Raw genomic sequence first — 15,091 nt, 5'->3', positions numbered from 1 at the left:
GCCGATAATAGGATTTGGTAATGGTAAGTTCAGTCCAAAATAACGAAATAAATAATAATGAAGTGGCTGGTGACTTAAATGTTGGAAGCACAGTAGTAAAGCTACCTAATTTTAATATTGATGTTAGTGCCGCAGCTTTAAAAGAGTTAATTACAACTCATGAGAAATTGAGGGAGGACTCTCCTGAATACGAGTTTTTTCTGGAGCAACTACAAGAAAAAATCACCGCTAAAGCTCACCGAAAAGTAATAGGGTTAGAAAATAAGCTAAGATTGGCGAATAGAGCGCATTATTACGATGGCGCATTAATTTCAAGCCAGAAAGCAGCCAAAATGATCACTAAACTTCAGCATGTTAAGTCATATCAAATTATATTTGATCATGTTTTGAGTTTGATTTTAACTCGGTTTAAGGCACATATACTCCCGCTATTACAAAAGCAATATGACGAAGTCATCATTGCCAGCGCTATTAACTCAACAATTTTAGAGCCTCTATCACAGGAAGTGTCAATGGCGGGTGGTATTATGAGCAGTGAGTTAGTCGAAGGGATGCTATATTTTTTAACGGAAAAGTGTCATGTGGAGTGGGTGTAATGATCATGTACCATCCTAGCTATGACGCTCATCACTGCGCTTATAGATATCTAAATTTATTACAGTCATTTCCACACTTTCAGTGTGATAAAACACTTTTGAGTTTTGTAGATTTTTACTACGTTTACCCTCATCTACTGAATGAAATGAAAAAGCTGCCATCCCCTTTACATCGTTATAAGTCGCTTATTTCAGGGATTAAGAACCCATTCGAAGTAACTCCAAATTCTAAGGCTTTATTTTTCGAATTAAAATCTCTTCAAAAAGTGGCTTTAGCAAATCTTCAATACAGAGGATTGGTTACAGTTACTAACAACAATGTTTGTTTAATAGATACTAAACTTCCTAATTTGTTAGTTAAAAAATTTGAAGAAGATTCTTTCCGTAGAACAGACATTTTTAAGCTATTAGTTAATGAGCTACCAAAGGTACAGTTGTCGGGAGATAATGGATTAAAAGCTCGTAGTGGATTAATGGAATATAAATATGATTAAGTCAAGTTTCTATATCGAGCGATTAGTTGTTGAGAAGCTAGGACGCTTCGTATATGACGAAGAGTTTCATAAAGGTATAAATGTTATCAGAGGTGAACACTCAGTCGGGAAAACAACAATTTTAGAATTGATCTTCTATGTGTTAGGTGGGGAGATCAAAGCTAACCAATGGCTACATCCTGCGGATAAGTGTGACAGCGTTATTTGCCAGTTAAATATAAATGGAAAAACATTTACCTTAAAGCGAGCGATTGAAGTTGGGAAAATTCCTGATATTTCTATGTTCTCTAATGACATGAATGCAGCACTCGAATCTGTGTTGGGCTGGAAAAACTTTGGCCCTAGGAGAACCGAGAAAAGAGCTTCATTTTCAGAGTGTATGTTTGAGCTACTAGGCTGGGAGCCGTCAAAATCTGAAGAGTATGCCAACCTCACGATGCATCAGTTATTACGGTTTTTATACGCAGATCAGGAAACTTCATCGTTTAAACTTTTTAGAGCTGAAGATAATAAACAAGCTGATAGCGATACAATGAGAATTGCTGTTGCTGAGTTCCTATTAGGTTTAGATAACCTAGATACGCATCAGCTTAGACAAGAACTTTTAATGGCAGAACGTGAGTTTGAGTCAATTAAATCTGAATTGTCAGCTATTTATAAAATATTAGGGAAAGATTCTGGTTTGACCCTTGATAGTATGCAAACTGAAATTGTAAAAAACAACGAGGAAATCATATTACTAAGAGAGCAAAAATTTGAATCAGTATCTAATGATAATTTAGACAAAGAGAGAGCTAGTAAATACAAAAGAGTTGAAGATGAAATCAACTTCATTTCTAGGAAGTTAAAAAGTTTCAAGGATGATTTAGGGACTGTAGTTGGCGAAATTGTTGATTGTGAGCTTTACGCGGAATCACTTGATTTTAGGAAGAAATCCCTTCTTGAATCACAAGCGTTATATAACTCACTTGGCGAAATTAGCTTTGATAAATGTCCAGTCTGCCTTGAGAAAGTAGAACCTGTAGAACAGGGACATTGTTCATTATGCAAATGTGAACTAAAAGAAGAAGAGAGTGATAATTATTTAGAGCTTTTAACTGAATTAAATTTCCAAATAAAGAGTAACTCAACTGTGATGGAAAATTATCTAGACCAAAAAGAAGGTCTGGAGGCGATAATTGAAATTACTGTCGGAGAGCTTAAAGAGGCACAAAGCAGGCTTGTTGAAGTTGCAAAAGTAGTAGATCTTGCTCAAAGCCAAAGAGAAGATAATGCGAGGAAGATTGGATTTCTAGAAGCTCAAAATGAAAACTCTAAGAATAAAATTAATATCATTAAAAGCTTAGATGCCAAGAAATCAAGAAAAGCTGCTCTAATAGAAAAAATTGCAGACTTAAAACAAAAGATTGAAGATGCAACTTTTTCCAATCAAAGACGTTCAAATAACGTATACAACGGATTATCAAAATCTATTGTAAACATATTAAATAGCGAGAAAAGAGAAGATGGCTCACCTTACGAAGAAAGCTTCCTTTCGTCTGGTGTAAGTGATGTAGAGATCGACTTTGCTAAAGATCGATTACTTTTAGATGGCAGAGTAAAGTTCTCAGCCAGCTCTAACTTTATCAAGAAAAATACATTCCACATTTCTACTCTGTTAAGGTCTCTTCAAGACAATGCTTATCGATTGCCTAGATTTCTAATGCTAGATTCTATCGAGAATGGAGGAATGAAACCTTTTCGAAGCCATCAATTCCAGAAAATGATTATAGAGTTGTTTTCTCAAATTGAGGGTGACTTTCAACTTATTTTCTGTACTTCGATGGTGTTAGGTGATTTAAACAACGATAAGTATGGAGTAGGCCCATATTATCTCGACAACGTTATTAAGTTGAAATAACAAAGTTAAAGTAACGCCATCTTTAATTCGAAGCTGGATCGTAGTTTGTTCTAATTTATATTCAGGCACGATACTATGATCCAAGCAACGTCTACACTCGGGATAGTGGGGTTAGTCAAGGGGCGTTGCGTGCCATTTGCAGACGGTGGCACTCCATCTTGAGGGCGGCAGCTGTGCCATAAAGCAGACGTCTAACATTCTTTCCTATGAAAACACAAATTGCGGTTTTTCAGGTGAAACAGGTGTTACTATGAAGTTCCAGTAATAAGCTGTTAGGCAGAAAAGGAGTTTTGTTCATTGTGAGAAGTAATGCACTATATTTTCCATATATATCAGTTCCAGAAAACAACTGGACTATGAAAAGTTTGTTTTACTGGGATAAATTGAGTGCCATTGTACCAATGGATCATATTGAACGACCTGAACAGATGAGCAGGTTTATGAGGGCGTTGTTAGAAAGAGAGCTCGTAGAGCAAGTGTTCCCTTCAAATTATTTATATGACATTCCTGAGTTTGAAAGTAGCTTTATAGAATATCTTCAGACAAAAGCTAAAAGATCTAATGAAAACTTTCTCAGACCTTATTCAACGGCAGGCCGGGTAGCCGCTGAAAAGCTTGGAGCTAGAGTACATAAAGATAATATTTCACCTAGAGCTAACCTGCATATTGAAAAGCTAAATCAGCTTCCCGATTATCTTATTGAAGAAGGTCTTGCTAGGAGAGTTGATGGTGCTTGGTTAAATATGGATACACGTGTTGCAAACATGTTTATGGCTTATTTAGCTATATGTTTAGGTGGTGTCAAAGACGTGAATGCAGCTCCAATTACTAGTGAAGTAAAGTACTCTCAATTTCTTGGGCATTTCTTAAGAAGAGAGCCTAGGTTTAATCATAGAAAAAAAGCGAGAGACGTTGTACTTGAACAACTACTTCCTACCCCTAATGAACCTATTAATTTGGACGATTTAGTAAAATTCAAGATGAAACATGGTCACTTATTACCAGAGCTAAGGTGTAAAATAGAAGTTGAAACAGCCAAAATAGCTCTTTTGGAAAACCCTGATGATCGTATTGATGCAACAGCTTTTTTTATAGAGGATTGTAAAGAGAAGACTGACGAGATCGTCGATGCTATGAAGCCTTCTTGGTCGAAAATTAGTTTCGGTTCTATAGCTCCGCTATTTGGTTCTGGACTCGCTTTATCTGCTACAGGTTTAAACTATAGTGCTGTGTCAGTTGGCTCGGGATTATCTTTCATTGGTAGTGCATATCAAGCCTTGAATAGCATAAGATCGGAACGAAAAAACGCGGAGACTATGCCCTTAGCGTATTTGGCACATGCCCGTCAATTTACTACTACTGCCTAACAAGATACTTATAAGGACTCAAAACGCTTAGCTTATGCCCCTTAGTCGTAAAGTATAGCCAAGTGTTTTCCGCTTTTGAGTAAGGCGTTGAATGTCAGTTACTTGTCTAGAGCTGCCTGTTACTAATGGTATTGTCAGATTAAGTCGAGACTAATTCAGCTGAAGTTTATTCGTGGTGGTCCACGAGACTAGTTTGAATGTGTGGCGATTGAATCCTATCCAAAGCTCTGCGCTTCAATGGTGGGGCTTTGTTGTTATAGCAGGCTGATAACTCCTCGAACTCACCATTTCGCCAGTAGCCAAGTGATCTCCTTCCATCAGGCGTGAGGCGTTCGATGTAGTCTGGAAACTCGAACTGCTTACCATAAAGCGTATGCCCGTGAGCCAACAGTTCATGACTCAGATCACCAGACAGACTATCTCGCGAAACCTGTTCAGCTATCGCCAGAACATCAAGTGAGTTGGTCACAGTATTTCTCCGATAGTTTACCAAATTAGTTCACAGAACTTTCTTCATGAAGCGCTACACCATGTTTGGAAGTAAAGGCTTTGAGCTTTTCCTCATACAGTGGTATCTCTTTTTCGTAGCGGCAGTAGAACCGAATAACCTCATCGTCGGCATTGTAGATAGCTCGAGTATCATTGCGCAGGTTGTTCAACCGCGCACGACTAACGCTGATAATATTGCTTCTAATTCTTCAGAAGCAATTGGCAGAAAAGCGGTTGTGCAGTAAGGCATGGGTATTCCCCTTTGTTTTTCCGCATATTAGTATAGGAGGGGAATTCGTTGTTGTGGATAATAAATTAGCTAGGTGCAAAAACACATTGTTGTTCCAACTAAGCGATTTCGTTGGTCCACGCTATCGAGCGCAATAGTTCATAGGGTGAGCGAGGGTGGTTCCGGTTGATGACAATATGCATCCTTACCTTTGAAGTCGTTAAGGTAAGGCTAACGGCATAAGCTTGTAAAATAAACCACAACTGATATACATGGTTTTACATCTGGACAAAGGCTTGTTCCTGCATGGCTTTCGATATTTATTAGGATGATAAGGTAGTTAAATGGAAATAAGTAAAGTTGACCTAAGTGGTTATAGAAATTTTAAGAATGCATCCGTTAACTTCCGATCTGATAGTCTATTGATAGGGGCCAATGATGTAGGAAAAAGTAACCTTCTCCATGCTCTGCGAATTCTGTTGGATAAAAATTTATCCGAGGCCGATATTGAGCCTACAGAAACTGATTTTTATACAAGCAAAGTTGCATCCTGCAATGAAATAGTAATAACCATTTATTTTAAGAATGTCACTGAAGACGCCGTACTGTCAGTTCTTAAGGGGGCTGTCAGTGATGAGGGGGAGTGCATTTTTCAGTATAAGGCCTATTTGTCTGATTTGAGTTATCGTTTATTCATTGGACATAAAATAGACCAGCTTGAAGAGGTAAATAGTCGTTTTTACTTGCGGTACGTGAATCTCAACTACATGGAATCACGAAGAGATTTAGAAAGGTACATTGCAAAAGAAAAGCGGAAATTGCTTAAAACTTCTTTTGCCTCTTTGTCTGAACAGCAACTCGAAGAAGACAAAGAGTTAATGGATGAAATTAGTCAGGATTTGCTGGATTTAAACGAAAAGGTTTCTCAACTTGTCTACGTTGACCAAGCGACGTCAGAGGTCAATACGGAACTAAAAAAGCTATCCAATCAAAACCTCAATTACAATGTGCAATTGGATACAGGTGCCATACAGGTGAGTGATTTTGTCGATAGATTGAAGTTAGGAGCAAATACTGATGGCTCCTCAGTGACCCTTGGAGGAGACGGCAGAAATAATCAAATCTTATTGGCACTTTGGAAAGCGAAAAGCATAAGGGAGCATACTGTAGACCACGAAGTAGTCTTTTACGTGGTAGAAGAACCTGAAGCGCACTTACATCCTCATCAGCAAGGTCGAATGACCAACTATTTGATTAACGAACTGCCGGGCCAAACGATAATATCGACACATTCCCCTCGAATAGCCGCAAACTTTAAGCCTGACTCAATTATCAGGTTGCTAAGTAAGGATAACTCAACGGTTGCTGCCAGTGCTGGTTGCTCAGATTGCATTGAGCAGGGGTTTGAAGATATGAGTTATCGCATGAGCATCATTCCAGCGGAAGCATTTTTTTCGAGTGGCGTGTTGTTGATTGAAGGTCCTTCAGAAGAATTGCTCTACCATGCTCTTAGTCAAACACTAAACATAGATTTGGATTACCTGAACCTGTCCATTCTTTGTGTAAACGGCATTTCTTTCAAAGTTTATGTGAAAATTTTAGATGCTTTAGAAATACCGTGGGTGATGCGAACCGATAATGATGTTTCAAAAGTTCCCAAAAAGAACGCATGGCAGTACGCAGGGATGAATCGGTGCTTGGAAATTATGGGGGATGACCCGGAAGAACACTCGGACAAAGAAGTTACAGCAAAAGATACTTTAGAAAACGGTTTGTGGAAGGAAGTGGCGGATTACGTCGAGCAAGATGACATTTTCTTGGCACGCATCGATCTGGAAACTGATTTAGTTGAAGAACTTGGGAAAAAAGTTTTAACAGCGCTTGGGAAGAAAACAGAAGAATCCGCTATTAAGCATCTTCAGGATAAAAAAGCGCTACATATGAGAGAGCTTTTGAAAGACATTTCTGGAGACTTGAAAAGTATATCTGGAGGTCAGTTAGCCAAGCCACTCCACGCTCTTGTAGAGCTGGTAGCGTTAGCCTGATGCCTTTTAACCCAACAGAACAGCAAAAGCAGGCAATTGCGTATCCTGATTCACTGGTTGTAACAGCATGTCCCGGTAGTGGAAAAACTACTGTTATGTCAGAAAAAATTAGTGATGTTTTGACTTTGAATCAAAAATATCAAGGCGTTATCGGAATAACTTTCACAAAGAAAGCTAGTGCAGAATTGAAGAAGCGGTGTAGTTCAAACGCAAAAGACTTAAAGAGCAGTTTCTTTGGAACCATAGATAGTTTTTGTTATCAGGAGTTGATAATTCCCTTTCTTTCAAGGATTTGGGGAGGTAACCCTAGAAAATGCACAGTAGTAAAAAAGCTCAGCGATGAACAAGCCGCACTTTTTGAGAAAAAACATAATTCACCTAATATCCAAGAGCTGGATGATGATGCTGGGTTCAAACAGTTATATTTGCAAAACACGTTGTGGATGTCCTCTTTCTCTTCGCTTGCGGTGTTTATTATCAGGGAGTCAATTGCTGCACAGAATTATATTTCGGCAAAATATACTCATGTTTTTATGGATGAGTATCAAGATAGCTCATTAGCACAGCATGAACTGTTTTTGACACTGAAGGATCTTGGTTTAGTAGCCACAGCAGTGGGTGATACTGATCAATCAATTTTTCGCTTTCGAGGTAGCCGTCCAGAACTTTTAGACAGCCTTATTAAGTCGCCGGATTTCAAGCACATTCATCTAGACAAGAATCATCGTTGTCATCCATCTATTACAAACTATGCAAATCGCCTATTAGAGCCTGATTGCGATCTATTGGATACAGACAATATTAGGGTGGCACGTTATGTTTTGGACGGATTGCCTTTCGACGCTGCAAACAAGGTTTCAGAATGGATTATGAGGTGGGTTCGAGAAGAGAAAATTGCAGGGCCTTCTAAAGTTGCAATTTTGGCCAGAACTGCGAGGGTTTTGAATAGCGTTTGCGAAGGTCTTACATGTGACTACAGGCTAGTGTCAGACACCCCTCTAGACGACATCGGCGCTGATTGCTCCGATTTATTTTCAGAGTTATTAAGTTATAAACATGGTGCAATACAATCTGCCCAATCTCTTTTGGACTCGATTTCAGTCAAGTATTTTTTGAGTGGCAAAGAGCAAAGCTTTATACTTCAATTCATAAAGTCAATTCGACAAACAAGCGATGAAGAGTTTTTAGAAACAGCTCTGTTATTAGCTGGCGAGATTGGTTTAGCTGTTAAACCAGAAACTATTGAAGCGACGAAGATAATTCAAACATCAGAATCCATCCTGAAGATGTTTCGCCCAGAGAACGAAGGCGAAGTTCAGGTAATGACATTACATAAGTCTAAGGGGCTGGAGTTTGATGTAGTTATCCATTTCGGGCTAGAGGAGTGGGTGTTTCCATATCGCGAGTTTTCAAGGGATTACAACAATCCTATATATCCTGACCTTGAACAGGAAACCAACCTACACTATGTTGGAATTACAAGAGCTGAGAAACTATGCATCTTGATACAGACTGCGTTGCGGCAAAATAGCGCAGGAAAAATTAGCAATGCGCAACCGTCGTACTTCCTCTCTCTTCCTCAGCTTGAAGGGCTATACAATCGTCATTAGATGTCGAAGACGTAACTAAAGCCGACAGGCCGCTTTTAAGTCTTAAGCAGCCTGTGACGGCTTACACTATCAGATGGTGAAGCTTACTCGTGGCGCGATATAAGGCTAAGTTCAGAGTGTGCCGATTGAATCCAATCCAAAGCCCCGCACTCGCGGGGCTTTGTTTTACAAACTCACCGTTAATTAACCCAAAGTCCGACTGCAATCAAAGACAACATTGTATAACCGACAATAAATATCAGACAGTTTCCAAAAAATAGGCTTAATGAAGGTTCGTAATTGGGTCGGTACTTTCTGAGTTTTCTATACTCTTTCCCCTGAAACATCCCCCAAAGAAGAGATATCATCAAGAATAGCCATGCTAACTCTTGAGCCAAGTTTAAGCCGATGATTGAAAGAGCAACACCGATTGTTAAAGGGCCTAACAAGCTATTTAATTTTTCGTAGTATCGTACCGCAATAGCTTCAGCAGGGTCACTGTGAAATATGGGCAATTTATTTTCTCCTGTTTAGAAAGTCACCTTTCGAAGAATAAAATAAACAGCATTTCCAAAAAAGTATAAACTGTGGCTTTCAATTATTTGTCCATTACTGGCTTTGGTGACTTGGGGTTTTGTTTTCAATGGTCACTGGCTCAATGAAAAGATCCGTTTGGTGCCAAATTTGGGGAGAAGGTCAGTATTTATACAAATTTCAAAATACGTGAGCTATCGATAACCCACATAACTTTGTCCCACATTTTTAAATATAATTGATTTACGCCTCAGTTTGTTAAAGTTTGCCCTGAAGCTGTAGCTTAGGTTCCAGCGTCTCTCCTCCGTTAAGTTTGTCTCTCGCTTCTTTAAACAGCCTTTCTCCCTGCGTCGCTTCAAGCGTCCCTTTGATCCGTATCGAAATTTCAGCGCTGGCTTCAGAATAGGTCATATTGCTATCCTTGTTATTATCAAGTAGTAGCTCAGTTGCCTTACGGTGCACTCTTGCTTCACCGTGTTCGTTGATCGCCATCTGGAGATGATAGGCTTCATTGGCGGCGCCCAAGCTATTCTTTGTCGCTTTACCGCTATCCAAAACGCCACCGGTAAGGTCATTAATAGTTTTGTACATATTGATTTTCATTGCTATTTCCTCAAATTAGAAATTCTACGTGTTTCAACTGCACCGTTGCACTTCAAAGTGAATTGGTGAGTTGGTCTGCCCTAATATTAAGCAAAACCAATAGGGCAAGCAAAGATATATATATTCATAACGTTGCTAAGTGAATATAATTTAGTAGTAATTGATATTCATTTTTAGAGCAACTTTTGCAATGAACTTGTAATATGGCATTATTCATATTCATAAATTTTCATTTTTTCCACTACTGCTTAAAATAATTCGAGTTTAGCATGCTATTATATGCCAAACCGCTTTCATGACGAAAACAGAGGAGTCTAGGTATTTTTCTATGGATTTGAAACTTGATTTAAAAAATCCCTATCCAAATACCTCACAAAGCATTGCATCTGAGATTTTGCAATTATTACTTGTGGTAGAACGCATCAAAGCAGATAAGGATTCATATAAGCGACTAAGGTCATTAGCAAAGATAAAACAGGACTTTGAGGATTCGCGCGGGGTAGCTTCAATCAAGGAAAGGCCTTATTTTCATTCAGGCACCGATAACCTCCCACTAAGCACGCTCTGCTCTGTTCTCGATGAAGGGCTGGGAGCTACCTGTTTCTTAAGCAAATCGATCCGGTTTGCCGAATACAACCAAACACGTCGGTATAACCAAGACCCAACAACCGTTCCTGAAGCCCCTGAGCAACAGCACTGGAGCAAAGTCTGGACTGAAGATATTCCAGCTGTCATTGACTCTCAACAGTATCGCTTTGAAAACCTTAACAAGTGGCGGCTCCACTACCCTCATTTGCAGGTTTTGCTTGCTTACGAGCATGGGAAAGAGCTAATCCTCGCTGTAAGTAAACTTATGGCACTTGACTACTCAAAGTTCGTTGAGTCAGCTCAAGAGTGGGCCACTCAAAGATTTAGCTACATCCGTAACGGCAATAAGCAGAGCTTGTCAAATCTGCCACCTATGCTCGCGCAGCATATAGCATGGCGGGCAACAGAGAAATTCCTAAATGAACTTAACGGTATTACTCAGCAAGCTAAAAGATACCTCGATTGGTCGTTTGAAGAGGGTTACTACTTCCACCCCCCAAAAGTGCAAAAACAAGAAAGGAAGTGGAAAAACTCGCTAGGCCATAATCTTGGACAACAACCTGTTCTAAGCGTGGATTTATTGCAAGCGGACATCCAACGAGCTATCAAAGAGGGAGATCTCAACCTTATTGCCAATGAGATTGCTCTCTCCCTAGCGCACAATATCCAACCAAGCACCTCCTACAAGGGTTTCACTCATAGTGTTGAGTACCGACAGAGCCTAATGGACATCTACGAACCATATGCCACCGGACGCACTCAATTGCTTTGGCATGCTGATAACGAGCTACAGCTCAATTATAAAACTCTACTCCGAGGTATCGGGTTCTCAATATGGCGCGAAAAGCATCAAACAAAAAAAGGGGATAGAACGGCTGTGCTAGAGGCCGCAAGCACATTTTTAGCTGACGAAAAAGACCTGCCCTACTGTTTTGGTAAACCCAGTACCATTAAGCAGTCTTACGAAGAAGTAAAAGGCTATGCGAAAAGTTCTAGAAGCGAAGTAAAGCCCTCCCGTCTGGTCAAGCTAATTCACTCACAGATGACAACTCGCTTGCCGTTTTACACACCAAAAGTTCGCTACGTGTTTGCCCCTTTCAATATTGACTATGAAGAGAAAGTCAGGGAAGTAGCTCACAGCTTAGGCAATTTGCTTGACTTCGAAATAAGACAATTCAGCTATGAAGAGATCTGTGAACTTTTCCGTTCACTCGCCAGCAAAGATATCTCGGTATTACAAGAGGATGACCTATTTGAAATGCTAAGGGAAAGAGGAGTAAAGCGCCTCGGTAGAACACACTTTTTGCCGGAGTGGAATAGACTGTCAGAGGTACTTCGAAAAGATATTTGGATTGGGGATTCTTAAGAGATTGGAGTAGCGACCAGAATTACTATTTGAGCCTTGATGGGAATGATATAAAACGCGTTACCTTTTCTCTAATGTGGACTCTAATTGATTAGTTACAATTTAACCCGACACTTTCAGTGATAGAGTGGAACCGAACCTGACGGTCTCTTGTGTACGTTTTGAGGTAGACGACGCGTTGGAAATATCGGAATCTATTGAAGTTTAGGCTTTATGGGGCTGCTTGTGCTGCCACTTTGTACGTGAAGCGGACGGCCAATATTCTTTCTTATTCAAACACTGGTAAATGGTTTTTCCGGGGTAACGGATGTTACTATGAATTCTCAGTAATAAGCTTTTATGTCAGCTCAAATTCATCACGCTAAATTAGATTTAAGAGATAAGATGGAAAATAAAATCAGAATTTGCATTTCAGGAATGATCGCCGTTGGAAAATCAACACTAGCACGCGCTTTAGCTAAAGATTTCGATATGGAGCTTATATCTGAAGCAAAACTTGGTATATCGTATTTGGAAAGGCTGTTTGATGATCCAGCTCGCTGGAGTTATGAAGCTCAAGCAGCATTCTTGATTGGAAAGGCTAATGCTATAAGAAAAATAGAAAAGAAGCATAAGTCGTATGTTTTAGACAGGTCTATTTGTGAAGACGCGAGTATATTTTTTGAGTACTTCAAAGAGGAAAATCAACTAGATGACCTTACATGTTTAAACTACCAATATTTGTACGATCTTATCGATGACTTTACACCCAAAGAAGACATTAGCATCATTTGTACAATCGATTATGAAAGCGTAGTCAATAGGATTATTTCAAGAGATAAATTTAATGCCTATGTGGAAGGTTACGTAGATTCTATTTATGACCGATATACAAAGTTCATCGAGGAGAGGCGCGGCAATCAAAATACATACATTTGTGACAGTAACATTTTTGATTGGACCGACGACAAAGTTTGCAAGTTGATAACAGATGATGTTCAAAGATTGATAGATCGCGACGCCTCAAATTCAGATGTAAACCTAAATGTCTTGAAGGCTCATATATGAATCAATCCACAAGAAAGAATATAATATTTTTTGTTGGCGTATTTATGGCTCTAGCGAGTGCTGGTGTCGAGTTATGGCTATTTGTTGTCTTAGTTAACGAGGGTAGCTTTGAAGCTCTAAAGCTCACGGTAGCCGCCGCAAACGGTCTTTTAGTTTTTGGCTCAATTAAAATGATTCTTAAGTCATGGGGTTCTATGTTTATTGAAGAATCGAACCCTGTTGCTCTAGGGAGCCTCTCTAGTTGTTACTCAAGTAGGTTTCAGGTGGTTAGTCAGACAGATCTTAATAGCCGCCATATAGTTCCGCCTTTAAACCGTCAATTGATTACCCAGTATCTTGTTCTTCTTGAAGGATTGTTGCAGACGAATCTGGGACGTCATCATTACGAGTTATCGCTTTTTTGTGGTTCTGAAGCCCCAGAAATAATCGCGTACTTCGATTCCAATAAAAATACGACCCCAAGAAGTCATTCCAAACGTGCCGACAATCCACAGTACTATATAGAGAACAACTATGAAGTAGTGGAAATTCTTAAAAATCCCAGTACGGAGACGCAGTTCATTGAAAATACGTTAGTTGATTCAGAGGACTATTCATTTACATCAGAAGAGCAGAAGGGAAAAGTTCGGTCAACACTTCTCCATTGCATAGATGTACGGATACCTGCGGCTATCGTGATTACATGTAATAAAGAAAAAATTCTTGGGCCGGGTAGCGATTTTAAAGAAGCCTTTCTGTCTGTTTATTTTGGAATAGCAACCGACCTATATCTCGGCCTGCTAATGGGAGCTACCGAACAAAAATGACATAACAATACGAGCCAGTCTACTGTTTGTCTAAAACGGCCTGTCAGGTCTGGCATTATCAATTGCTGAAGCTTACTCTAGGAGGACCATAAGCCTAAGTTGTGAATGTGCCGATTTTAATCCAATCAAAGCGCCGCACTCGTGGGCTTTTTGTTACCTGTCCGCTCTGACGGGCTTCAAGCATATTCTCATAACTGAAATGGTTAAACTTATAGCCATTCACCTTAAGCCATTTCGCCAAACTTCATTTCTTCTAATATTTCATATAGCCGCTGACGTCCCTCAAGTGTATTAAGCATGTTTCGGGGACATTCACCACTCAGAATTGGCAAAGGCAAGTCGAGCCATTCGTTCATGGTTGCATCATCATTGCCGAAGAAAACCCTAAACTCTTGCTGCAATTTTTCGACTGTGATTTCTACATTTTCTGATTCTGCTGACATGTCTTAATCTCCTAATGACCGTGTCGCTTAAGTATAGCGGATAATCTAGGGTATTCTGCTCAATGAGTTAGCCACATTGAATGCGGTAAATACAAACTGTTTACCGCTAGTAAACATTTATTTTTTAGCAAGGAGTGGTTACTGTTAGTAAACAATGTTTGATTACTGATACGGATATTAGGTTTGCGAACTTTGTTCACAGGTGCTTGTTTACTTATCTGATGATTTGCCTCAAGCGAATAATTTGTTGAGTTCCAGTGGGCATGTCCATATGGTAATCATTTCATGATTATGGTTTTTATGAGCCGTTTGGGGATGATTGTTCCGTCTGCACAGATCGGCTTTTGAATAGTGACGCCATGATTTATCTAAAACGCCTTTTATTGTACTTAAGGAGGCTAAGCCTTGGTTTCGCTTAGCCTAAATCTACGATGGTTCTATATCTATCAATGCTTTTTTAGTTATTATATTAAAGTGCCTAGGTCTTATCTTACTGATATAAATGAATAAATTCACTAGATACAGCTCGCTTAGTTAGCGCTTGATAACTGTAGTCCAGTGCCCATACTCGTCCCACTCGGCCCGCCAGATACTAAAACCCGCATTCACTGCGGGTTTTTGCTTTTCAGGCTTAAAACTGAATATCAGGCACCAATCACACCGCACAATGCTCTTGCGCCACCGCCGCCAAGTTTCTCCGGCGCGTCCGAGTAATTATCACCGCCCTGGTGAACCATCAGTGCTTTGTCTTTTACGTCTTCCAGTGCTAACCGTGGTGCCAGTGCCGGATGGCTGGCATTGCCCTCGTCGTCCACCAGCAGTATGGGTAAATCACCCATGTGGCTGTTATCTGCCCGGGGATAGCCGTGCTGACCTGTTTTTTCCGGGTCCGCATGACTGCCTGCTGCTCCGGCGGGAACATTCTTTCCGTCTTTCATGGCAGAATCGGCCGGCAGCGAATGGCAGTCCGCAGATACACAAATGACGACACTAAA

Annotated in this window: 15 protein-coding genes; 10 read left to right on the top strand and 5 right to left on the bottom strand. The window is 39.9% G+C overall.

Annotated elements, in window-relative coordinates; genetic code table 11:
• Nucleotides 1-20: 20 nt before the first annotated feature.
• The 4 genes from ACXAG2_RS02790 to ACXAG2_RS02775 all read left to right on the top strand — a co-directional run bounded on the left by ACXAG2_RS02790 (nt 21) and on the right by ACXAG2_RS02775 (nt 4,357).
• Nucleotides 21-596: an ABC-three component system protein gene (locus tag ACXAG2_RS02790; protein ID WP_173359510.1), complete on the top strand. Its 576-nt coding sequence runs from the start codon at nt 21-23 to the stop codon at nt 594-596.
• Nucleotides 596-1,090 carry an ABC-three component system middle component 5 gene (locus tag ACXAG2_RS02785; protein ID WP_474864371.1) on the top strand — a complete coding sequence of 165 codons (495 nt, stop codon included), beginning with the start codon at nt 596-598 and terminating at the stop codon, nt 1,088-1,090. The genes ACXAG2_RS02790 and ACXAG2_RS02785 overlap by 1 nt, the downstream gene beginning before the upstream one ends.
• Nucleotides 1,083-2,990 (top strand): hypothetical protein, encoded by a 1,908-nt coding sequence (locus ACXAG2_RS02780; RefSeq protein ID WP_474864369.1) that lies wholly within the window; start codon nt 1,083-1,085, stop codon nt 2,988-2,990. The genes ACXAG2_RS02785 and ACXAG2_RS02780 overlap by 8 nt, the downstream gene beginning before the upstream one ends.
• Nucleotides 2,991-3,289: 299 nt before the next feature.
• Nucleotides 3,290-4,357, top strand: coding sequence for a hypothetical protein (locus ACXAG2_RS02775; protein ID WP_474864367.1), 1,068 nt, complete (start codon nt 3,290-3,292; stop codon nt 4,355-4,357).
• Between the two features lie 166 nt (nt 4,358-4,523).
• Here the strand turns inward: ACXAG2_RS02775 and ACXAG2_RS02770 are convergent, their stop codons facing one another.
• Nucleotides 4,524-4,826, bottom strand: coding sequence for a hypothetical protein (locus tag ACXAG2_RS02770; RefSeq protein ID WP_474864366.1), 303 nt, complete (start codon nt 4,824-4,826; stop codon nt 4,524-4,526).
• A gap of 46 nt (nt 4,827-4,872) precedes the next feature.
• Here ACXAG2_RS02770 and ACXAG2_RS02765 point away from each other — a divergent pair, with 46 nt between their 5' ends.
• The 3 genes from ACXAG2_RS02765 to ACXAG2_RS02755 all read left to right on the top strand — a co-directional run bounded on the left by ACXAG2_RS02765 (nt 4,873) and on the right by ACXAG2_RS02755 (nt 8,730).
• Nucleotides 4,873-5,091: a hypothetical protein gene (locus ACXAG2_RS02765; RefSeq protein WP_474864364.1), complete on the top strand. Its 219-nt coding sequence runs from the start codon at nt 4,873-4,875 to the stop codon at nt 5,089-5,091.
• Between the two features lie 328 nt (nt 5,092-5,419).
• Entirely contained in the window at nt 5,420-7,120 is a 1,701-nt protein-coding gene (locus ACXAG2_RS02760) for an ATP-dependent nuclease (protein WP_474864363.1), read from the top strand.
• Nucleotides 7,120-8,730 (top strand): UvrD-helicase domain-containing protein, encoded by a 1,611-nt coding sequence (locus ACXAG2_RS02755; protein ID WP_474864361.1) that lies wholly within the window; start codon nt 7,120-7,122, stop codon nt 8,728-8,730. Before ACXAG2_RS02760 ends, ACXAG2_RS02755 begins: the two co-directional genes overlap by 1 nt.
• 179 nt (nt 8,731-8,909) lie before the next feature.
• On the opposite strand, the gene ACXAG2_RS02750 is transcribed toward ACXAG2_RS02755, so the two are convergent.
• Complete coding sequence (locus ACXAG2_RS02750; RefSeq protein ID WP_474864360.1) at nt 8,910-9,224, bottom strand: hypothetical protein; 315 nt, start codon at nt 9,222-9,224, stop codon at nt 8,910-8,912.
• Between the two features lie 277 nt (nt 9,225-9,501).
• The gene (locus ACXAG2_RS02745; RefSeq protein ID WP_474864359.1) at nt 9,502-9,846 is read right to left on the bottom strand and encodes a hypothetical protein; all 345 of its coding nucleotides are present in this window, start codon (nt 9,844-9,846) and stop codon (nt 9,502-9,504) included.
• Between the two features lie 328 nt (nt 9,847-10,174).
• Between ACXAG2_RS02745 and ACXAG2_RS02740 the strand changes: the two genes are divergently transcribed.
• The 3 genes from ACXAG2_RS02740 (at nt 10,175) to ACXAG2_RS02730 (ending at nt 13,653) form a co-directional block, all read left to right on the top strand.
• Nucleotides 10,175-11,800, top strand: coding sequence for a hypothetical protein (locus ACXAG2_RS02740; protein WP_474864357.1), 1,626 nt, complete (start codon nt 10,175-10,177; stop codon nt 11,798-11,800).
• Nucleotides 11,801-12,139: 339 nt separating this feature from the next.
• The gene (locus ACXAG2_RS02735; RefSeq protein ID WP_474864355.1) at nt 12,140-12,847 is read left to right on the top strand and encodes a deoxynucleoside kinase; all 708 of its coding nucleotides are present in this window, start codon (nt 12,140-12,142) and stop codon (nt 12,845-12,847) included.
• Nucleotides 12,844-13,653: a hypothetical protein gene (locus tag ACXAG2_RS02730; RefSeq protein WP_474864353.1), complete on the top strand. Its 810-nt coding sequence runs from the start codon at nt 12,844-12,846 to the stop codon at nt 13,651-13,653. Before ACXAG2_RS02735 ends, ACXAG2_RS02730 begins: the two co-directional genes overlap by 4 nt.
• Before the next feature lie 224 nt (nt 13,654-13,877).
• Here the strand turns inward: ACXAG2_RS02730 and ACXAG2_RS02725 are convergent, their stop codons facing one another.
• A complete protein-coding gene (locus ACXAG2_RS02725) occupies nt 13,878-14,096 on the bottom strand; it encodes an antitoxin Xre/MbcA/ParS toxin-binding domain-containing protein (RefSeq protein WP_474864352.1) in 219 nt (72 codons plus the stop codon).
• Nucleotides 14,097-14,740: 644 nt separating this feature from the next.
• The gene (locus tag ACXAG2_RS02720) at nt 14,741-15,034 is read right to left on the bottom strand and encodes a superoxide dismutase family protein (protein ID WP_474864350.1); all 294 of its coding nucleotides are present in this window, start codon (nt 15,032-15,034) and stop codon (nt 14,741-14,743) included.
• Between the last annotated feature and the right edge of the window lie 57 nt (nt 15,035-15,091).

The sequence above is a fragment of the Alteromonas sp. ABH4_456 genome (genome assembly GCF_056160645.1).
Note: the sequence above shows the minus strand (reverse complement) of the source record. Positions and strands in the feature narration are given on the sequence as shown.